The organism is Imperialibacter sp. (genome assembly GCF_040222815.1).
Classification (GTDB): domain Bacteria; phylum Bacteroidota; class Bacteroidia; order Cytophagales; family Cyclobacteriaceae; genus Imperialibacter.
Window position 1 is genome coordinate 109,546 of sequence record NZ_JAVKCH010000042.1, and the last position, 21,331, is coordinate 130,876.

At 46.2% G+C, this 21,331-nt stretch carries 20 protein-coding genes; 8 read left to right on the forward strand and 12 right to left on the reverse strand.

Annotated elements, in window-relative coordinates; translation table 11 throughout:
* Positions 1–46: 46 nt before the first annotated feature.
* From RIF36_RS22695 to mtaB, 4 genes are all read right to left on the reverse strand, one after another.
* Positions 47–562 carry a hypothetical protein gene (locus RIF36_RS22695; RefSeq protein WP_350118982.1) on the reverse strand — a complete coding sequence of 172 codons (516 nt, stop codon included), beginning with the start codon at positions 560–562 and terminating at the stop codon, positions 47–49.
* A 45-nt stretch (positions 563–607) separates the two neighbouring features.
* The gene (locus RIF36_RS22700; protein WP_201568274.1) at positions 608–895 is read right to left on the reverse strand and encodes a winged helix-turn-helix domain-containing protein; all 288 of its coding nucleotides are present in this window, start codon (positions 893–895) and stop codon (positions 608–610) included.
* Complete coding sequence (locus RIF36_RS22705) at positions 888–1,454, reverse strand: hypothetical protein (RefSeq protein WP_350087868.1); 567 nt, start codon at positions 1,452–1,454, stop codon at positions 888–890. The genes RIF36_RS22700 and RIF36_RS22705 overlap by 8 nt, the downstream gene beginning before the upstream one ends.
* 102 nt (positions 1,455–1,556) lie before the next feature.
* Entirely contained in the window at positions 1,557–2,876 is a 1,320-nt protein-coding gene (gene mtaB, locus RIF36_RS22710) for a tRNA (N(6)-L-threonylcarbamoyladenosine(37)-C(2))-methylthiotransferase MtaB (RefSeq protein ID WP_350118985.1), read from the reverse strand.
* A gap of 211 nt (positions 2,877–3,087) precedes the next feature.
* Here mtaB and RIF36_RS22715 point away from each other — a divergent pair, with 211 nt between their 5' ends.
* The 3 genes from RIF36_RS22715 (at position 3,088) to RIF36_RS22725 (ending at position 5,208) form a co-directional block, all read left to right on the forward strand.
* Positions 3,088–3,918, forward strand: a complete 831-nt coding sequence (locus RIF36_RS22715; RefSeq protein WP_350087862.1) for a universal stress protein — start codon at positions 3,088–3,090, stop codon at positions 3,916–3,918.
* Positions 3,919–4,120: 202 nt separating this feature from the next.
* Positions 4,121–4,288: a hypothetical protein gene (locus RIF36_RS22720; RefSeq protein WP_350118988.1), complete on the forward strand. Its 168-nt coding sequence runs from the start codon at positions 4,121–4,123 to the stop codon at positions 4,286–4,288.
* The gene (locus RIF36_RS22725) at positions 4,285–5,208 is read left to right on the forward strand and encodes a bestrophin family protein (protein WP_350087856.1); all 924 of its coding nucleotides are present in this window, start codon (positions 4,285–4,287) and stop codon (positions 5,206–5,208) included. Before RIF36_RS22720 ends, RIF36_RS22725 begins: the two co-directional genes overlap by 4 nt.
* On the opposite strand, the gene gloA2 is transcribed toward RIF36_RS22725, so the two are convergent.
* Entirely contained in the window at positions 5,209–5,613 is a 405-nt protein-coding gene (gene gloA2 / locus RIF36_RS22730; RefSeq protein ID WP_350118991.1) for an SMU1112c/YaeR family gloxylase I-like metalloprotein, read from the reverse strand.
* A gap of 48 nt (positions 5,614–5,661) precedes the next feature.
* Positions 5,662–6,135 (reverse strand): TonB-dependent receptor plug domain-containing protein, encoded by a 474-nt coding sequence (locus tag RIF36_RS22735; protein ID WP_350075627.1) that lies wholly within the window; start codon positions 6,133–6,135, stop codon positions 5,662–5,664.
* Between the two features lie 194 nt (positions 6,136–6,329).
* Here RIF36_RS22735 and RIF36_RS22740 point away from each other — a divergent pair, with 194 nt between their 5' ends.
* Positions 6,330–8,585, forward strand: coding sequence for a TonB-dependent receptor (locus tag RIF36_RS22740; protein ID WP_350118994.1), 2,256 nt, complete (start codon positions 6,330–6,332; stop codon positions 8,583–8,585).
* A gap of 74 nt (positions 8,586–8,659) precedes the next feature.
* Here RIF36_RS22740 and RIF36_RS22745 read toward each other — a convergent pair whose 3' ends face one another.
* Positions 8,660–9,283 (reverse strand): porin family protein, encoded by a 624-nt coding sequence (locus RIF36_RS22745; RefSeq protein ID WP_317487202.1) that lies wholly within the window; start codon positions 9,281–9,283, stop codon positions 8,660–8,662.
* Positions 9,284–9,335: 52 nt separating this feature from the next.
* The gene (locus tag RIF36_RS22750) at positions 9,336–10,292 is read right to left on the reverse strand and encodes a lipid A deacylase LpxR family protein (RefSeq protein ID WP_350118997.1); all 957 of its coding nucleotides are present in this window, start codon (positions 10,290–10,292) and stop codon (positions 9,336–9,338) included.
* Positions 10,293–10,406: 114 nt separating this feature from the next.
* On the opposite strand from RIF36_RS22750, the gene RIF36_RS22755 reads away from it, so the two are divergent.
* From RIF36_RS22755 to bioA, 4 genes are read left to right on the forward strand one after another with little or no spacing between them, the layout of a single operon-like run.
* The gene (locus RIF36_RS22755; protein WP_350119000.1) at positions 10,407–11,369 is read left to right on the forward strand and encodes a TolB family protein; all 963 of its coding nucleotides are present in this window, start codon (positions 10,407–10,409) and stop codon (positions 11,367–11,369) included.
* A 22-nt stretch (positions 11,370–11,391) separates the two neighbouring features.
* Positions 11,392–12,555 (forward strand): aminotransferase class I/II-fold pyridoxal phosphate-dependent enzyme, encoded by a 1,164-nt coding sequence (locus tag RIF36_RS22760; RefSeq protein WP_350119003.1) that lies wholly within the window; start codon positions 11,392–11,394, stop codon positions 12,553–12,555.
* Positions 12,528–13,163: a dethiobiotin synthase gene (bioD, locus tag RIF36_RS22765; RefSeq protein ID WP_350119006.1), complete on the forward strand. Its 636-nt coding sequence runs from the start codon at positions 12,528–12,530 to the stop codon at positions 13,161–13,163. Before RIF36_RS22760 ends, bioD begins: the two co-directional genes overlap by 28 nt.
* Entirely contained in the window at positions 13,160–14,434 is a 1,275-nt protein-coding gene (gene bioA, locus RIF36_RS22770; RefSeq protein WP_350075615.1) for an adenosylmethionine--8-amino-7-oxononanoate transaminase, read from the forward strand. Before bioD ends, bioA begins: the two co-directional genes overlap by 4 nt.
* 5 nt (positions 14,435–14,439) lie before the next feature.
* Here the strand turns inward: bioA and RIF36_RS22775 are convergent, their stop codons facing one another.
* The 4 genes from RIF36_RS22775 to RIF36_RS22790 all read right to left on the reverse strand — a co-directional run bounded on the left by RIF36_RS22775 (position 14,440) and on the right by RIF36_RS22790 (position 21,295).
* Positions 14,440–14,730: a hypothetical protein gene (locus RIF36_RS22775; RefSeq protein WP_350075613.1), complete on the reverse strand. Its 291-nt coding sequence runs from the start codon at positions 14,728–14,730 to the stop codon at positions 14,440–14,442.
* Between the two features lie 130 nt (positions 14,731–14,860).
* Positions 14,861–18,718, reverse strand: a complete 3,858-nt coding sequence (locus RIF36_RS22780) for a cadherin domain-containing protein (RefSeq protein ID WP_350119009.1) — start codon at positions 18,716–18,718, stop codon at positions 14,861–14,863.
* A gap of 284 nt (positions 18,719–19,002) precedes the next feature.
* A complete protein-coding gene (locus RIF36_RS22785; protein WP_350075609.1) occupies positions 19,003–20,322 on the reverse strand; it encodes a DUF58 domain-containing protein in 1,320 nt (439 codons plus the stop codon).
* 1 nt (position 20,323) lies between these two features.
* Positions 20,324–21,295: an AAA family ATPase gene (locus RIF36_RS22790; protein WP_350075607.1), complete on the reverse strand. Its 972-nt coding sequence runs from the start codon at positions 21,293–21,295 to the stop codon at positions 20,324–20,326.
* Positions 21,296–21,331: the final 36 nt, after the last annotated feature.

The window sequence follows — 21,331 nt, forward strand, 5'->3', positions numbered from 1 at the left end:
TTTTAGACTCAGGCTACCCATTTGCTGACTTGTGTTCGTGATTGTATTAATTTCCAATCTTATCCAAAGTCATTTCAAAAAACTGAAACCATGAAGTGCCCATGTTGATCTCGCCCTTCTCATACCATTGGCCTTTGTCGTTAATGGAGATAATGTATCTCATATTTTCAGCGGGGTACCAGTAGAATTCCTCTCCGATTAATTCGCCTTTGAATTCACCTTTCCGCCCCGTGGATAGATAGGAGTAAAACGAGTAGTTGTTTTCACTTTTGTTGAATGTGACAATCGCCAATGCATTGTGGATGGCTTTGCTGCCTGAAAAACCTTTTCCTTCAATCAGTATGGCTGTACTGTCGAGTTTGAATCTGATGTCTTCCACCTGATCAAACTCTCGTCTGACCCTGTCTTGTCCGTACATCCATCCTTTGCCTCCCCACTGTCCGGTGATAAAGCCAAGCCTGGTGACTTCCGTTTTAGCGATGACATCTGTTTCAGGGGCCTGTGCCCAACCTATGAAGGGAACGAGTAATATGACGAGTATTAAATGAATGATAGTTTTCATGATTATAAATAAGTTTATTTTATAAACTAAATTGGTAAAAAAAAATTATGGGAGGTACTTCTTCAAAGCCGTAACATAGGCTTCGAAAGCTTTAATACCTGTTGTGGTAATCTTACAAGTCGTTAAGGGTCTTTTGCCTTTGAAAGACTTGGAGATGCTGATGTACCCGGCCTGCTCCAACTTGTCGAGCTGCACACTGAGGTTGCCGGCAGTCGCCTGTGTCTTTTCCTTGATGAAGGTAAATTCGGCGTCCTCGAGGCTTATCAGTAGCGACATCACCGCCAAACGAAGTTGCGAATGCAATAGGGGATCTAATGGCTCAAAATTATCCACGTTCGGCTCTTTTTAGTAAGTATCCGGGAATCAGGTAACCCAATAAGATAGCAACTCCTGAGAGTGGGTACTGCTGTATTTCGGGCAAATTAAAGGAAATTAAGGCGGCTATCCATAAAACAAAACTCCCAGCTACAATTGGTGTGAACTTTAACAAGCTTCCAGTGATGAACATACCCATTCCAGCGATGAGTAGGATAACACCATTGTGGTTGAAATTAATGGTGTGCATCATAGCCAGGCAGATCACCATGCTGATTCCAGCTGCCATCCACACCCTGCCATAGACCCGATCAATGTGCCCAACAGCACCCTCTTGTCCCATCTTTATTCCCATAACGACAGAAATAATGGCCGCCGGAATTGTAATAAGCCAGATCATATAGGGATGGGGAATGCCTGACAACGCAAGTCCGTAGTGCCCAAAGTTAGCAAAAGCGACTGTCCAGCCCCAGAGCAGTATCTGATTACTTCCGCCCTTGGCCACGTTGCGTTTCGCTTGCGTAATCATCTCTGTGATTAGCGACAAGCTTTCCTGGTGTGTGAGTTCGTCTTTCATATAAGTGTTTTTGTGTACTTATACGAATGTAGTATAAATTAGTTTAGATTATAAACTAATTTATACCTTTTTCATCAAAAGATACTCGGAGTAAGCTATAGACTAGTGAGTCAGAACCTCTTCTCCAACCTCCATTACCTCAACAACGCCACGGTTGTTGATTTCACGTAACTCGACTTTTTTGGTCTCGTTGATCAGGATGGGGTCGTATTTGGCAGCTACACGGATGTAATTCTCGGTGAAGCCGTGCATCACGCCGTCCTCAACGTCTTCCTCAAAAAGCACGGTGAACTGTCCGCCCAGGTTTTCTTCGTAGAACTTGCGGCGTTTCTTTTCAGAAAGAGAGCGAAGCATTTTGGAGCGTTTGTTACGATCCTTCATGGGCACCACGCCGTCCATTTCGATGGCATCGGTGTTGGCTCTTTCGGAATAGGTGAACACGTGCAGGTAGGAGATGTCAAGCTCGTTCAAAAACTGATAGGTTTCCAGAAAATCCTCCTCTCTTTCGCCGGGAAAGCCAACGATGACATCGACACCAATGCAGCAATGAGGCATCAACCTTTTAATAGTAGCTACCCGTTCGGCATACAACTCCCGCAGGTAACGGCGGTTCATGCGCTGCAAAATCTTGTTGCTTCCCGACTGCAGGGGAATATGAAAGTGCGGCACGAACCTTTTCGATTTTGATACGAAATTGATGATTTCTTTTGTCAGCAAATTGGGCTCGATGGAGGAAATACGGAAACGGTTAATGCCTTCCACCTCATCTAACGCTTTGACCAAATCGAGGAATTTCTCCACTCTTCGACCATCCTGAATACCAAAGTCGCCAATGTTCACACCGGTCAGCACAACTTCCTTCACGTCGGTGTCAGCTATTTCTCTGGCGGCATTCACAATGTTGGCTATGCTGTCGCTGCGGCTTTTGCCACGGGCCAGGGGTATGGTGCAAAATGCGCAGCCGTAGTTGCAGCCGTCCTGTACCTTAAGGAAAGTACGGGTGCGGTCGCCGTAAGAATAGGAGTGATTGAAACGTTTCGCTTCTTTGATTTCAGAAGCAAATACTTGTGGTTTTTCTTTCTTCTCAAAACCATCCAGGTAGTCGATTAGCTGGAATTTTTCGGCTGCCCCGAGCACGGCATCTACCCCAGGAATCTCCGATATTTCCACGGGCTTCAGCTGGGCATAGCAACCAACAATGGTTACGTACGAATCCGGAGAAATCTTTTTGGCCTCCTGCACCACTTTGCGGCACTTCTTATCGGCGTTTTCCGTCACCGAGCAGGTATTGATTACGAAAATGTCTGGAGAATCAGAGAAATCGACCTTCAGATAGCCACGGTTTTCGAACATGCGTGCGATCGTAGAGGTCTCAGAATAGTTGAGCTTGCAGCCCAGGGTATAGAATGCCACCTTTTTCATTGGAGGGCAAAGGTAAGGAGATTAGACCAAAATCGGTATTGGCAGCGGAAAGATGATACGTGGGTCTTGGTGAATCCATCGTATCCTGCGAAAAGGGATGGGCTAATGAGGTGATAAGAATCAGAAATTGAGGTGATTAAAGTTTTTAGGAGATATAATATGATTGGCTAGCTTGACAAAGTACCAATTCTCACGCAAAACCCATTCAGTCATGAAAACGATACTCATTCCCACCGATTTTTCATCCAGTGCCAATAATGCGCTTAGAGTAGCAGCACTCATAGCCAGGCAGGCCAAGGCAGAGATACATCTGCTTCACTCAGTAAGAACCAACATCGATTGGGCGCATTTGCCGATAGAAAAAAGAGGGTCGTATCCGGAAACACTTGCCAATATAGAAAAAGCGGAAAGTCAACTGGAGAAAGAGTCGTGGAAGCCATTACTCAAGGGACTGAAGATTCACACTCACCTTGTCACCGGAAACACGTATGAGCAGATTATTCACTTTGCGAACAAGAAAGTAAAGGCAGACCTTGTGGTGATGGGATCGCATGGGCCGGATGAACCAAAGGAGTTGTTTATTGGCTCCAATGCACAGAAGACAATGAGAATGGCGCAGTGTCCTGTGCTCACAGTCAAGAAAAACTTCAAAGGAAAGACGTTCAAGAAAATAATGTTTGCTTCTGATTTTGCTGAGAATGTAAATGCTTCCTTTGAGAAGATTTTGGACGTGGCCAAAGCGGTGAAGGCAAAGATTGAGATGGTGTTTATCAACACGCCGACAGACTTTAAGAATGACGACACTATCAATCAGATAATGGACAGATTTATAGCGAAGTATCCTGGGGTGAAATTCAGCAAGGCTGTTTACAATCATCAGTTACCTGACAGGGGAATACTTAACTACAGTCTTACTTCTAAGCCAGACATGATTTCATTGGTCACTCACGGCAACAGGCATATTCCGCATTATCTGCTTGGCGTGACGGAAACCCTCGTTTATCATTCCGATTTTCCGGTGTTGAGTATGAATATAAAGTAGGCTAGCTGGTTTCTTTGAATGGCCAGCCCTTCCATCTGCGAGTTATTTGGAAGGGCTGGCTTTTTGTTTCCTAAAAGCTGGCCTGGCTTCTGTGTTGCTTTGACTGATTGGGCACAAGAAAAATTGTTTGCACGATTAGTTATTTGAATCAAAAGTGTTTCTGCTTAGTTTGAATCAATAATTGTAAACTGAAAGTCAACTGATGAAGCCATCAATCCATCGTTTGCTTGAAGGAAACGAACTGTATCACAAAGGCAAGACGAGAAAAGATCCTGAGTTTTTTCTTCGTACTTCTCAAGGCCAGCAACCCAAATTTGAAAGAAGGCTTGCTTACAGGCCGTTTTACTCAGCCAAACCCGACGTACTATGATAGTATATGAATCGAATCGCTTCTGGGTAAAGGACATGGTGAACTTCACCAGGAGCTATACAATGAAGAAAATTGTTTTCGGTGTGGGGCTGATTGGTTCCTATACGGCTTTGGTTTGCTTTGTCTATCAGTTTTATGGGCTGGAATCCAATTTGCATTCGGGCATCTACTCTCTGCTGGGCGTTATTTTGAGTATTCTCCTCGTTTTCCGAACCAACACCGCCTACGACCGGTGGTGGGAGGGACGCAAACAATGGGGTGCGCTGGTGAACAACTGCCGCAATTATGCTATCATGGTGGAGAGTCTGTTGCCGACGGATGACAAGGATACCCGCAAATTCTTTGCGAAGCATATCGCCAACTTTTGTATTGCTTTGAGGGATCATCTCAGAGACGGAGTGCGGACAGACGCCCTTTTGATGCTTTCAAGTGAAGAATTGAATGAGTTGGAACCTAAGAAGCACAAGCCTAATCACATCTCCCTATGGCTGAACAAGAAAATGGTTGTGCTGCAAAAATCCGGTGTTTTGTCGGAGGCTGATGCGATAAATATGAAAATTCATCACAACGCTCTGCTCGATATACTGGGTGCCTGTGAACGAATCAAGAAAACGCCTATTCCTTTTTCCTATGCGGTGCATATCAAACTCTTTATAACGATTTATGGAGTAATGCTTCCCTATGGCATGATCGCCGATTTTGGCTACCACACAATAGGGCTTGTCATGGTGATTTTCTTCGCTTTGCTCGGCCTTGAGCTAATGGCGGAGGAGGTGGAGGAGCCCTTTGGCATAGACTGTAATGACTTACCCACCGGCGACATCGCTCATAACATAAAGAACAATGTGTTTGAGATATTATTGGATGAACGGCCACTTAAAGAGGACGTGAAAAGAGAGCTTTACGAGAAGGTGCATTGATCAGTCTTCGTAGAACTCTATGGGAAGATCATCCGGATCACTGAAGAACGTAAACCTTTTGCCGGTGTGCGGATCAACCCGAAGGTCTTCGCAATCAACGCCCCTGGATTCAAGATAGCTTTTGGCCAACTCTATATTGTTTACCTTTAAAGCCAGGTGCCTTAGGCCGCAAGCTTCAGGTCTTGAAGGCCGTTCGGGTGTGTTCGGGAAGGAAAACAGCTCTATTTGATAAACTCCGTTTATTTTTAGATCAAGCTTCCAGGAATCTCTTTCTTTTCTGTAAACCTCTCTAAGCGTTTCAAACCCCAGAATTTCGGTATAGAATCTCTTCGAGGCCGGGTAGTTGGAGCAAATAATAGCGATGTGGTGAACCCCGGAAACAAAGAAAGGTGAATCTTTTTGCATAGAACAAAGATTCACCGTCCTGAAATAGAAGTCAACTTTGTCGTTGCTTTATTTTTTCTTGGTAAAAATCTGAATCACACCATTGGATCCCCGCATGCCATACATCTGCTGGCCTTCAGCACCTTTGATAACATTGACAGTTTTGATGTCATTCACATCAACAGCACTCACAGCGTCGGCATAGCTGTTGCCTATGGCTGTATTGTTGATAACATACAATGGGCTGTTGTTTCCTCCAACAGAGGACATTCCTCTCACCATTACATTTACACTGCTGCCTCGCTGGTCAATTTGCAAACCCGGAATTCTGCGCAAGTAATCCACCAGTTGCATGCTGTTATTGTTCATCGACGAGACACTGCCGGCTTTTGTGTCAGACGAGTCGTCCATTTTGATAGATATTGTATCGCTGTCATCACTACTTTCTGTGGTGGAGGCCGTTTTGTTGGCAGCACAAGACGAAAGAAGCACGATCACTATTGATGTGGCGATAAGGCGGTTGAAAGTAAAAAATGTTTTCATAGGTATGATACGTTTTATGGTGGTAAGCTATTTTCAATGAAATTACGAAAAATGGCCGTCAATGAGCTGGCGAAAAACAATTTTTGACAATTAAAAAGCCTCGTCTGTATAAATTATTGAGTAATGTGGACTTCAAGTGATTACTTTTGAACGAAACCTCTTACAAACAGTAGATAAATTTAAAACTGATAAAAGTGAAACAACTATATCTGGCTTTTCTCTTACTTCCGGGAGTAGTATGTGCTCGTCAACAGGTACAGGAATCGACGGTTTTTGTGATAGACGCTGAAACTAACCTGCCGATAGAGGGAGCTGTAGTGACTCTGAAGTCTGGCCAGGCGGTCGCAGCAGAAAATGGTGAGGTCGTACTCACAACTGAACTACCTGTGGAAGCGCTGCTTTCCCATGTCAGTTACATATCCACTAAAGTGGTGATAAGCAAGGCAGGCCAAACGGTGTACATGCAGCCGTTGGAAAAGATGCTGCAAGCTGTAGAAGTAACAGGCTTTGATTTTGAAAGGGAGCTGATCGATCAGGCAGCGCCAATAGCCTACTTACAGCCTGCCGATCTGGCCAAATTCAACGAAACCTCCCTTGTGCCTTCGCTCAACACCCTACCGGGTGTGCGGATGGAAGAGCGGGCACCGTCAAGTTACCGGATTTCCATAAGGGGGAGCTCCATCAGGTCACCTTTCGGGGTGAGAAATGTGAAAGTATACTGGAACGACCTGCCTTTTACAGAGGCCAACGGAACCACGCCATTGAACATCTTAGACTTGTCTAACACAGAACGAGTAGAGGTGCTAAAAGGGCCTTCGGGAAGTGTGTATGGCGCTGGAACAGGTGGGACGCTTTTGCTTAGCAGTGCTAATCCCAGAGACATCAAAGGCAATGGCCTGACCTGGCAAAGCATGGCTGGCAGCTACGGCCTGTGGAAGCACCAGTTTTCGGGAACCGCCCGCCGTGATAAGAGCCTGATAGAGGTAAAAGGTGTTTCTCTTAAGTCGGACGGGTACAGGGAGCAATCTTTTACCAACAGAAAAGTGGCACAGGTGTCGGCGCATTTGTTCCCGTCGGCCAACCACACTGTTTCCGTTCATTCATTTTTCAGCGACCTTAATTACGGCATTCCGGGTGGCCTTACGCTGGATCAACTCAACGAAGACAGACGCCAGGCCAGACCGGGCAGTGTGGACAGGAACGCATCTATTGACCAGAAGGCAGTGTATGTGGGAGTGGTGAATGACATTGTCATTTCTGACAACTTCGAAAATAAAACGAGCCTACTTTATTCCTATGTCGATTTTCAGAACCCATTCAACCTCGACTATAAAAGAGAATTTAACTCTGGACTGGGGGGTAGGACAAAATTTGTCTGGCACAAGAGTGCAGGCGAAGCACAGGCCCACTTGTCGTTTGGTGGCGAGTGGCAGCAGGGGTGGAGCAACGCTTACAACTTTGGCAACGTGATGGGAAAGGCCGACACACTGCGCTTTCACGACGACTTGTTGATCAAACAATACTTTGCCTTTGCCCAGCTGGATGTAGACCTGCCAGGCGAATGGGTGGTGACAGGTGGCTTGAGCAGAAACTACCAGGTATTTGATATTGACAGAGATCAGTCGAAAGTTGGCCCTGCATTTACCTACAGCAACTCGTTTGACCCGATTTGGGTGCCCAGGCTGGCAGTACTTAAAAAGCTATCTGATCGCCAGTCAATCTACGCTTCTTTGAGTAACGGTTTTTCGCCGCCGACTATCGACGAGGTCCGAACCAACGAGGGGAGTATTAACAAGAATTTGACAGCCGAAAAAGGTACTAATTACGAACTGGGCTACCGTGCATCGATTATTGCCGACAGGTGGTTTGTGGATGCTACTGCTTTCTATTTTAAGCTCAAAGGAACCATCGTGACCCGTACAAATCAGGACGGAGTGGTGCTGTTTGACAATGCCGGGAATACCAACCAAAAAGGTATAGAGTTGAAGGTGAATGGCGTTTTGTCAGAAAATCCGACGGCATTTATAGCCTCCTCCAAGCTTCAGGTGGCCTACACAGGCTATCATTTTCGATTTGAAGATTATCAAAAAGGAGAAGACGACTTCTCAGGCAACAAGCTGACCGGCGTGGCACCAAATACGATGGCCACAGTATTGGATATTGCTTTTAAGGGCAACTTCTATTCGAATATAAGCTGGTTTTGGAGCGATAAAATACCGCTGAGGGACGATAACACCGTTTACGCCGATGCTTACAGCAATGTGACTTGCCGAGTGGGTTGGAAGAAGCAACTCGCTTCAGGCAAATGGAGTCTGGAATTGTTTGCAGGGGTGGACAACCTGTTGGATCAGGAGTTTAGCTGGGGAAATGATCTCAACGCTTTTGGAGGAAGGAATTACCAGCCAGCACCAGTCAGAAATTACTATGGTGGATTGAAGATTCATTTGTAGGCAAAAAGGAAAGGGTGGAAATCGACCAGTGCTTTGTCAATTCCACCCCTTTTGGTTCCTAAAATCAGTTCTTCCTATAAGAAAGAGAATCCCAATGCCACTACCCACATGCTTTGACGCTGGTCGGTGTTGTAGCCGCCAACAGCATCGCCAAGTTTGCTGAGGCTGCCTTCATATTTTACATCAAGTATAAGAGGGCCAAGATCAAGACCAGCACCTGCCTGAAATCCAACAGTGGCGTTGCTGTAGTTGTTTTTTACGTCAGTCGTAATGTCACCTACTTTAGACTCAGCTTTTAGCAGGTAGCTAAACGACGGGCCAACGTTTACACGAACAATTTTGGCAAACTTCTTTCCAAACATGATTGGTACATCCAATTTTTTAAAGGAAAGCTCTCTTGTTTCGTCCAAAGATGCAGAAACGTCTTTCACGTGTATTTCTCCACCTGTTGCGGAAAACAGGAGTTCCGGCTGCAGATAGAATCCGGCAATTCCCAGACGGGCAAAAGCACCACCCTGAAAACCAATTTTGGCATCGCCGCTTTCAAATTGAGCACCCAATGATGCTCCGGTTGATTCCTTGTCCACTTTTATGGACGATGAAGTAAGCCCTATTCTTGGCCCAATCTTAATGTCTTGCGCATTGGCGGATGCCGCCATGGCAACAATAGCTAGTAGGAAAAGTGTCTTTTTGATCATTTTCGTAAATTTTTTGTCCTGAATGCAAATAACGACAAAAGCAGCTGCATTATTAGAAGCGGAAGAATAAATCAAGCGTGATGTATTGATGGAACGTCGCTTCGGGGGTTTCTTTTGATGTCACATTGTGGGCCATCACGAGATCGAATGTATTGAAGGCCATCCCTAGTCCGACCTGGTGGTGGAGAAGGAGAGGTTCCAGGGTTTCGGTATATTGGCTTGGCTGGCCTATAAAATTGCCTTCCACGGTAGCATCGTAAAATCTGTATCGAAAGCTTTCTTTTATGAAGATGAAAAACTCTTCCATCCCTTGACGACGATTTGCCGAATTGCTCAATCTATTGCCTCCCCAAACCGACTCCTTTACTGGCTTCAGCTCCCCAATTCGGAGGGCAACGCCCTGGATAGATTGGGTAAGGACGGTGCCCAGTCTGTTGGTTGTTTCCCAGTATATCTCGGCGTTTTCATGGTGTACGAGTCGCTGGAGATAGTACAACGAAGCGTGAAGCGACGGTGAGTTATTGATTTGATGATTCCAACCCCTTGGTTTTCTGAAGCCGAGCACGTCGTGCCACCATGACTGCAACGGTTGGACTTTGGTGGCTGGTCCTACCATGCCCAGATCCGCTGATAGCCTGAGTACAGATTTTTTTCCTGTGCCCTGCCATCCGGTTTGAAGGTAGATCCAACCAGCATAGGGCCTGTCAAATTGATCGGGATTCGTCCATTTGGGGTTATAGGGAGTGAAAAATACATGAGCAAACTGGTAGTAGAAGTGCTCCCGGGAGGTACTGTCCTTTTTGAATAACCTGGCGGCTAATGCTGACCTTCGGTTCGCTTTTCGTTTGAGCGTGGCAAATATTCCGGAGCTATAGTACCTGTCTACAGCAGAAAACAGGAACGCATCGTTGTCAATGGTGAGGTTTACCTCGCTTCTGAGCGACTGTGATTGGGCTTCGGTGAGCAGGCAAACGAAGCCAATGAGCAGCAGACATATTCGGGTTTTCATTGGTGGCTAATATAGCCATTGCCAAACATGAAACCAGAAACCTCTTATTACCAAATGAAAACTCGATTTTATTAAGGATATTACACGATGCGACTTGATAGATATTTGCGAATAATGTTGTTACTCTATACTACGCTCACCGGTTGTTCATTAGGAAGTGATCAACAAACTGAGGGTGAAAAAACAGCAGTTGTTCTGAGAATAGCCTTCAACGTGCTTGTGGATGAACCCAACGATAACTATGAGGTATTTACCATGGATCTCAATGGAGAAAATAGGGTGAACGTAACAAATCAACCTGGAGTTGAATGGACCTACGACGCCTGGAGCGACCGCCTTTTTTACATTTCTGATAAAGACACGACCCACCGCTATTACTTCCTATATGAAACCGACGCCTATGGTAAAAACCATCGAAAAATTACTGATTATAGACTGAAGGATAGCTGGATGAGCACCAGAAATGACGGGAAAGAAATTATTGTCAACCCGAGAGTAGAAGGAGATAGTGCTTTCTATATATTAAGTACTCAAACAGGCGAGCTCATTAGTAAAATTTATACCAATAAACGCTCTTACAATGACCCCTGTTTCTCGCCTGACGGCGGCCGTGTTGTATTTAGAGGAGCAGATATGGCCTTTAAAAAAGACAATGGTTATGTCGACGAACTATATATCATCAATGTAGACGGAAGCGGAGTTCGGCAGCTAACTCATTATCCACCCAACGATACACTGTCGATGTGGTACCAATACCACGCAGCGCCACCTATATGGGAGCCCAACAGGGATATTATTACCTACGCCTCTGTGCAAAAAGGTAATAGCAGCATTTTTGAAATCAAACCTGACGGAACGAACCAGAGGAAAATTACCCCAGACAGTTTACATGCTACCTGGCATAGTTGGTCACCCGACGGCAGTTGGCTGGTTTTTGACGGGTATATCCGGGCAGACACAATAGTGAACTATGATATTTTCCTAATGAACTACGACGAGAAAACAATTGAAAGGCTAACATTCGATACGCTGTATCAGCAGGCGCCGGTGTTTGTGGAAACAGGAGTGAACGAATAACAATTCTGTCAATCTCTTGCGCATGCCGCCTTTAGCATCCACTTTTGTGATGGCTATGAAGAGCATCACCCCTCAAATGCAGCAAAGGTTGGACGAGCGTAAGGCCAAAGGCAATTTACGTGCTCTGCCCGGCATCCATTTGCCACACGACTTTACTTCAAACGATTATCTGGGGCTGGCCAGATCAACGGAGCTTGGACAAATGATAGCTGACAGGCTTGACGAGTTGGGAGCTCAGGCCCATGGGGGCACGGGTTCCAGGCTACTTTCCGGTAACAGCGACTTTGCCATGGAGTTAGAGCAAAAGCTGGCCCGCATTTTTAAAGGCGAAGCTGCCCTGGTTTTTAACTCGGGCTACCAGGCCAATCTTTGTTTGATATCTGCTGTAGCACAAAAAGGCGATACCATTCTCTACGACCAGCTTTCCCATGTTTGCCTCAAGGAGGGAGCGTGGCTGAGCAAAGCGAAGACTTTTGCCTTTCTCCACAACGACCTTGCTGACCTTGAACGAAGGCTGAAAACTGCTGAAGGAAACACGTTTGTAGTGATTGAGTCGGTGTATTCTATGGATGGAGACGTTGCTCCTTTGAAGGAGATAGCAGCGCTTTGTGAAAAGCATGAGGCAAGATTGATCATCGATGAGGCGCATGGTACCGGCGTTTTTGGAGCCGGTGGCAGCGGCCTGGCTTGCTCTCTTGGTTTGGAAGAAGCCTTCTTTGCCCGAGTTTACACGTTTGGTAAGGCGATGGGGGTTCACGGCGCAGCGGTGGTGGGCAGCCAGGTGCTGATCGATTACCTTGTGAATTTTGGCAGGCCATTCATTTATACAACTGCGATGCCGCTGCATAGTCTTGTGGCTATTGAGCAGGCCTTCGACTATTTATCGCAAAACGAGCATTTGCAGGCGCTGCTGGAGCGGAGAATAGTTTCTTTTGTGCGTCAGTTTCCGGGAGACACCCAGCTAACGAGGCTACCAAGCGACACAGCCATTCAGCCGATAGTTGTGCCCGGTAACGAGAAGGCAAAAGCCATGGCAAAAGCCTTACAGAATAATGGGATTGACGTACGCCCGATTTTAGCACCTACGGTGAAAGAAGGAGAGGAGAGGCTGCGAATTTGCCTGCATACCTACAACACAGAAGAAGAAATAAACGCACTATGTCAGACTTTAAGCCAGCCATTTTAAGCAGGTATTTTGTGACGGCTATCGGTACCGATAGCGGAAAAACGCTGGTGAGTGCCATTGTTTGTGAGGCGCTCCATGCCGACTACTGGAAGCCGATTCAGGCCGGAATGCCCAGAGACACTGATACGGTACAGTCGCTGGTGAGCAATGAAAAGACACAATTCCATCCAGAGGCATATCTGCTGAACACACCAGCTTCACCTCATGCGGCGGCCAAAGCGGATGGCGTGGAAATTAGCCTGACAAAAGTTAAGCTCCCCAAAACTGACAACTGCCTGATCATCGAGGGAGCCGGAGGTCTTATGGTGCCTCTCAATGATTACGATTTTATAGGCGATTTGATTATCGAGGTAAAAGCAGAGGTTATCCTTGTCGCCAACCTTTATTTGGGAAGCATCAATCACACCTTGCTATCAGCAGAATACCTCAAGGCTCACAAGGTACCCGTAGCGGGTATTATTTTCAATGGCCCCACTAATCCTGAGAGTGAGCACATCATTAAAGCTAAAACAGGATGGCCAGTGCTACTTCATATCCATCAGGAAGAGAAAATAGACACGGAGGTGGTGAAGAAGTATGCAGCACAATTGAATAAGAACTGGAAATGAGTAAATCGCTTCAGGAAATAGACAAATCCCTCATTTGGCACCCCTTCACGCCGCTGGAGGGAGCTATTGCACCACTTGTAGTTACGAAAGGGGAGGGCGCCTACCTGTACACCGAAGATGGCCGAAAAATCCTTGATGCTGTGTCGTCGTGGTGGGTAAACATCCATGGCCATGCGCAGCCAGACATAGCCCGGGCCATTGCCGACCAGGCCATGAAGTTGGAGCAGGTCATCTTTGCAGGCTTTACGCATGAGCCCGCCGTTCGGGTGGCCGAAAGCCTTCTTTCCCTATTGCCAGATAAGTTTTCTAAAGTTTTCTATTCTGACGACGGCAGTACGTCGGTAGAAGTGGCTATTAAGCTGGCGCTGCAATACTGGCATAATCTCGGGACTCCCAAAAAACGATTGATAGCCATAGAAGGTGCTTACCACGGCGACACATTTGGCGCTATGGCAGTTGGTGACAGAGGAGGGTTTACGGCCCCGTTTGGTTCCCTTCTGTTTGATGTCGACTTTATTCCGTTTCCGACTGAACAGAATAAGCTTCAGGTGTTTGAACGCCTGAATGAGCTTACCGCTACAGGCGAGGTCGCCGCCTTTATTTTTGAGCCCCTGGTGCAGGGGGCCGGAGGCATGAATATGTATTCCCCCGCAATTTTGAATGAGCTAATGTCCATTGCTCAGCGAAACAAAGTGATCTGTATTGCAGATGAAGTGATGACGGGATTTGGCAGGACAGGCACCATCTTCGCTACCGATCAAACCACCCATAAGCCCGACCTGATGTGCATGTCGAAAGGCATCACAGGCGGCTTTCTGCCGTTGGGCGTCACTGCAGTGGCTGATTTTATCGTTGAAGCCTTTGCGACCTCCGAGCTTTCGAAGACCTTCTTTCATGGGCATTCTTTCACCGCCAATCCGCTGGCCTGTGCCGCTGCCATAGCCAGCATGAAGCTATTGCTCGATGAATCGTGTCAACGGCAGCGTGAAATGATTGAAAGAAGTCATCGGGCTTTTACCGAAAGGATCAGCAGCGATTTGAGAGTGAAAAATGTAAGAGTTACAGGAACAATTCTGGCGCTTGATATCAATACCGGTGATACGTCCTATTTCAATGATATACGCACCAAGGTGATGCCCTTTTTTCTGGAAAGAAACATTTTGCTGCGCCCCCTTGGGAATGTGATTTATGTGTTGCCACCTTATGTGGTAAGGGAAGAGGAATTGGTTACGGTGTACGAAGCTATTGAGGAGTTTTTGTTACAAATTTGATTCGGTTAAGCGAGTTCGGTTCTTCTGATATGCTTGAACCAGTAGAAAATCTCACCAGCTAATCCACCGATAACAAGTAGCAATATCCAATGTGTTTTGCCTTGCCGATTGAGGTTCTCATTTTTCCGTACATGAATCACGTAAAACACTAAAGCAACCAGGGAGATTGCCCACACAGAAAACAGGACATTTATCCCCCAGTTGGAAGTAAAACTCAGCCCGAGTGGGCCTGAGAATATGAGAGCTATCTGAAAAATGGGAGGAATCAGATAGGCAGCTGGTGGTATTTTGTTCATGGAAGTCTTCACTTATTTCATTCTATAAATATATAGACAATTGAGGTTCTTTATATCGATAATTACTGTAATAATTTTCTTCTTAACGTGAGAGCTTTAGTATCATTACTAATTGCAAGTATGTAATGACTTATTTCACAACGACTCTATGCGTAGTGGCTTTGTCGCCCACCGTGATTCTAAGGATGTAAACACCCGCCTGTTCAGGAAGATTGACCAAAGTGTTTTTGCCTAGTATTGGCTGGAATGAATAAACCCTTCCTTTGAGACCTAACAGGTGTAGGTAGGAGCCCTTTTTTGGCGAGCTGTCTAGTGAAACCACTATTTTCCGGTTCAACGAAGGGTTCGGGTAGACCATGAAACCTTGTATCTGATTGTCACCGATAGCTGTAAGAGTGGATTCCTCAATATCAATCAGATCGACAGTGACAGTAGCCGTAACTTCGTTTTCCCCATCAGACACTTTTATTTCCAGTTCGAAACTGGGGGTAGTCTCAAAGTCGAGTGCCTCGGGTTTGAATACCGTAAGTCTGCCCGACTCTTTTACCAAGTCGAATACCTTGTCATCATTTCCGGAGGCGATTTCAAAGCTCAAAACTGACCCCTCCGGTGCGTCGGCTTCTATAATCCCAACTTCGGTTCCTTTTTCGCTATTCTCCTCTATTTCAAATGTTTGATCTTCAAACGAAAGGCCTCCGGACGGGGTGGTTCCCAAATTAATAGTAACGAGGGCTGTCGTTGATAGAAGACCGTCGCTTACTTCCATGGAAAGCTCAAAGGGAAAGTTTTCGGGGTCATTGGCAGCTGCCTCATCGGCAACTAATATTTCCCCTGTTTGGCTTCCAACAGAAAACGCCTCTCCAGTGTTTCCATCAAGAATAGTATATATCAGTTCATCACCATCTGGGTCTTCTGCTACCACCAGGCCAACTACTTCATTCGCTTCAATGTTTTCTACAAAAAACTCCTGATTCGCAATTAGTGGAGCACTATTTTCACTATTCGATTCAGAGAATGCAACTTTCCAGAACTCTCTTCCAAGGGCCTCGTCTCCATTTCCGCTACCGCCCTCAAGAACGATCAGACTATCGCTATGAACATAAATTTGCTCGAAGCCAACATTGTTATAAGGTTCTTCTTTGTAAGGGATGACAGTGGTGCCGGCAGTGACTCCATTGGAGACATATACCGCTCCAATATGATTGCTGAAGACAAATTGATCTCTGAATAGTTGAAAGTTTTCAAGGTGATAATCGGACGCCAGAACGTGTTCGAAAGAGTTGTTGCCAGGGTCGAAAGCATAAAGCCCGGGGCTGTTTTCGTCCGGCCCTGTGGCATAGCAGTAATACTTTTCATTGTAGTACACGCCATCAGGCATATCGGGGTTAAAACCGAAATCTGGTATAAAGACTGTGTTCGCAATGGTTCCATCGGTTACCAACCAGGTATTGCCGTTGAGCTGGCTTACATTGGTTCTGAATAGCAGTTGATCCCCGAGGGAAATTTGACCGTAGAAGTCTTCAAAACCAGTGCTTCCATCAATGACAGTTTCATGGTTCATGAACATCTCTGTTCCCTCCGGGGTGCCATCGGTGATCCAAAACTCATTATTGGTAGAGTTTTCAGGGAGTCTTCTGTTGATTGAAAAGAAGAAGTAGTCATTTGTTTGCCCTGTTGTCTCACGGAAAGTTGTACTAAACCCATAGTCTTCAATGGATGAATAATCGTAGAGCATGGTTCTGTTTAGGTTTGCATCAATAGAGAAAAGGCGTTCCTCATTGAGTTCTCCCTGAATTGGCACGATCAGGTTAGATCCGAAAACCGCACCACGAATGAAGTCTCTTGGAAACGCTTCGATCAGCTCTCCATCGGTGGCCCAATCGTCATCTATATTGTCCTTGGCGTAGAACAGCCACTTGTCAAACGCTTCAAAAACGGTGATGCTAGTGGGATCGGAGTCAACCAAGGTAAATGTTTCTTCTCCCTCTGGGGAGTACTTTATCAAGCTTGAAGGCCCGGAGGGAGATTCTTTACCTACAAAATATAGGCTACCTGAGATATTGAAAAGATTATGTTCGGGAAATAAAAACGATGACGTCTCTGATACTGGATGAGTGTTTTCTTCTGATCCGTCTGTCTTATATAAGATTTTGTTGGCGTTAGACTCGCCTCCTCGGGCAATAAAATAAATGGTGTCTCCTATTGAAGTAAACTGCTCTGGTGATGAACTTGTGCCTCCCGGGATAATGTCTTTGAGAAAAGAGACCTGCAAGGATGTGTTGCCCGTGGGTTCGCCGTTCTCGTCACCAAAAACGACTGTCAATGCAAGCTGATCGGACAATTCCCCATCGCTCACTTCAATGGTCAACTCGTAGGTTACCGGAAGCTCAGTGTTGATCAAAATGCTTTCGGTAGCCGTGAGAACTCCGGTTGACGAGCCGAGTTCGAACAGCTCGTCATCATTGCCGCTGACAATAGAAAACTCCAACTCATCATTGTCGTGGTCGGTAGCGCTTATTTCAATAATGGTTTCTCCGGCAGCATAGTCCTCTTTGATTTCTACGGTTTGTTCGTCAGGGTCAAATCGAGGGGCCTGGTTTGGGGTAGGCTCATTATCTACTCCTGTAAATGGGAGGCTATAGTGGTTAACGCTGATGTTTCTGCTCAGTGTAAAATAGAAGATATCTTCAAAGACTTTAAGTCCGGTAGGGCTCGCTGAAAACTCAAATTTACCCTCCCAAATCAGAACAGGCACATTGTCCTCTATTTCATAAATTCCATAAACATATTCGGGCAGGTCGCCGGGTGTTTCGACCGTGCTTATTTCTCCACCCGAAAAAAGCCTGCCTTCATAGGAGAATACTCCATCGGTGTAAATTTGGATTTCCTCAAAGGATGTGCCATCAAATTTCCAGAGCTGATTATCGTCCCCAAGAAATAGGACGAAGTCTTCTCTTGCCGCAGCCACCTTTAAAAGCTTTGCTTCATTTCCAAAACGGTTGACCGGCCAATCAATTAGCTCCGTGGCGGTTGGTGATATTTTTACAAGCCCAAAATTATCGCTTATTACAAAGAGAAAATTATCGAAAAATACCTGCTTACTGAAAGGAGCCAGGCTCGCTTGAGTATAGAGCCCTTGAAACTCACCAAGCCGGGTAAACTCGCCGTCCTTCCATAAATAGGTTCCCTGGCTAGCTGTAAAGTCTTCATCATAATGCCCCCTAAGGTAGATATACTCTTCTCCGTTGTCTTGCACACTGGCTACCCAGTTATCAAAGTTGAAACAATCTTCACATCCGGTATCCGGTATCTTGGTGACCGTATTCTCCCCAACCTCCCAAAGCTTGCTTCCATCCGAGTAGAAAAGTCTATCCGAGGTCTTGTAGAAACCCGAACTCTCAAGCAATCGGTTGTCAAATGATCCGGTGGCATTTTTGGAATTATGAACACCATCAGAGAGATTGGTTAATTCCTTAGTCGAGGGGTCGAATTTAAATATATGCTTATTTTGCACTAGGTTGCCACTGCTCTCGATTTCGTATATAGCTCCCAAAAAAATATAGCTTCCGTTCCATTCAGTTGGGTGCGCAATTATAAAAAGCTCTTCATCTCGCTTGTCGAGTACCAGTTCGGCAGTCATGCTTGCGTAGTCGTATTGATATAGCCCGTAATGATTGGCATCAAAAAATTGTACACCAAGAAAGCCAGCATCATTGTACACGCCGCCTCTCTGGTTGAGCGGCAAGGCCAGGTCATAGGTATCGTCAGTGATTGCAATGAAGTTACCGCCAGACTTTTTGTAGTAGTAGGACACGCTGGGAGGTTGCTGGACGAGTACCTCCACGAACAGAATGCTGTCGTCCTGAAAAGGAGCCAAATAAGTGGTGCCGCCACCGACGCCTGGAATTGTCTTATCGGGTTCCTCCTGACCAAAAAGTGTAAATGAAGAGCAAAAAAGCAATAATGCGAAAAAAGCCCGAAAGTGCATGATAAAATGGTTTTGTGTAACTGAGCGAAAAGTATTTGTCACAGGTTGCTGTCTTTTGATACTGATTTTCAAAAGTGTTTATTTGGGTCAATTTGCCGCAAACCAAAATACTTAATAGCTAGCGAACATAGCAGCTATATTTTCTGCGCATCTTCAATAGCGAAGAACTGATTGTTCAAAAATGGGTATACTATGTGGGAATGTAAATACTCCTTTTGGAGTATTCTTTGATGCCGGGGACTCAGTTGCTCAGTGGCGGTTAGACAGACTTGTCAGCGCCATTGCTAAATCGCCCTTCTGCTTTTCAGCTCCAAGTACTTATTCACTACGTCTGCTGTCAGACTTTGTGGGGTGGTGTAAAGACTCAGGATGCCATGCTGGCGAAGCAATTGCAGGATGGCAAATTTTTCGTTGAGCATGTTTTGTGCGATGGCCTGATGGTAAACCTCCCGCAGGTCACCAGCATCTTTGGTAATCAGTCCGTCAAGTTCTGTATTTCTGAAAATGATGACCAGCACGAGGTGTTTGCGGTTGAGCAGCTTCAGGTATTTCAATTGTCGCTCCAGCGAATACAACGACTCAAAGTTGGTGTACAACAATAGCAGACTTCTTGAAGCAATCTTCGCAGTTATCTGAGCATAGAGCATCCCGAAATTATGCTCAGTAAAGGCTGTTTTCTCATGGTAAAGGCTTTCCATCAGCACATACATTTGCTTAGTACCCTTTTGTGCGGGCACGATGGTGTCGGGTTTGTGCTGAAAAGTAACAAGACCGGCCCTATCTCCCTTTTTTAGGGCAATATCGCTGATGGCCAGCGAGGCGTTGATGGCATAGTCGAGCAGTGTCATGCCTTCAAAAGGCATTTTCATTGGCCTGCTCTTATCAATCACATTGTAAATAGGCTGCGACTTTTCGTCGATGTAATGATTGATCATCAGGTGGCCTCTTCTTGCGCTTGCCTGCCAGTTGAGGTGGCGTGGGTCGTCGCCCGGTGTGTATTCCTTGATATGATCAAACTCCATGCTGTGGCCAATCTTCCGAAGCTTTCGCTGGCCTTCTATTGACTGCTGTTGTGAAAAAGCCATCAACTCGTATTTGCGCAAGTGCAGAAAGGACGGGTACACCTTCACGGTTTGTGGGTGGTTCACAATGAAGCGCCGGTTGATCAGGCCGATTTTTGAGGCAGCCAGCAGGTTGGTATTGCCGAAGTCGTACTCTCCTCGTTCCGTCGGGCGCACGGAGTAGGATGCCATACGACTTCCGCCTTTGCTAGCCGTAAGCCTGATAGTCAGGTCCCTGATCTGAAATTGAGGGGGTAGCTCGTCCAGTGCGGTCACCTGCAAGTCGAAAGAGTAACTATTGTTGATTTTCAGCACTACGGCATTGTCGTCGCCATTCGAGAACCGCTCAGGCAATTCTCTGTCGCAAGTTAACTCGCCTCGTGTGATGAAAAGGAGCATGAAATCGGCAAAGAACAGCACCAAAAATGCAAAGAAGGCAAGCTTAACCGGGACAAAAAGGGCGGGAAAGAAGTAACTCGCCACAAACCCAATGGTGAGGACAATTATGCTGTAATAGAACCGTTTGGTGGCGAATAGCTTCATCTTATTTGGGCACAGTGACCTGCTCAATAATCTGCTGACATACCTCCGTGGTCGTGAGTCCTTGCATTTCTGCCTCAGGATTCAGAATGATCCGATGGTCAACCACCGGCTTGAACAGGTACTGAATGTCCTCCGGTGTGACGAAATCACGGCCTTGCATCGCAGCGTAAGCTTTAGAGGAGCGCAGCAGGTCGATCGAAGCTCTCGGCGACGCACCGAGGTAGAGGGAAGGGTGGCTTCTCGTTTTGCCCACCAGATGAGCAATGTATTCCACCAGCGAGTTTTTGGTCAATATTTGCCGCAGGTTTTCTCTTATTTCTATTACCTCCTGCCGGTTGATCACCGGCTCAATAAAGCTCAGCTGCTTGAAGCCAAAATTGCCATTGACAAGGTGCAACACCTGAAACTCCTCTTCCAGCTTTGGGTAGTCTACCTTAATTTTGAAAATGAAACGATCCAGCTGAGCCTCCGGCAGGCGGTAGGTTCCTTCCTGCTCAATGGGGTTCTGGGTAGCCAGCACCATAAAAAGGGAATCCAGCGGATAGGTGATGCCGTCGTTGGTGACCTGCTTTTCTTCCATCACCTCGAAAAGTGAGGCTTGGGTTTTGGCGGGTGCCCGGTTGATCTCGTCGATGAGCACCAGGTTGGAGAATATAGGCCCTTTTTTGTAGTCAAACTCTGCCTTTTTGGGATTGAAAATAGAGGTGCCCAACACATCGGCGGGCATCAGGTCGGGAGTGAACTGAATGCGCTTGAACTCAGCGTCAATCATTCGGGCTGTCAGCCTGGCTGTCAGCGTTTTGGCCACGCCGGGTACGCCCTCAATCAGCACATGGCCTTCTGCCAGCAGTGCCACAAGTATCAGGTCGAGCATTTTGTCCTGACCCACCAGCGCTTTCCTTGCCTCGGTCTTTATTTTATCTACTTTCTCGTTGAGAAGCTTCAGATCAATTCTGTTTTCAAATTCACTCATGCTATTTGTATATCAACTTCTGATTCCTTTTTTAAC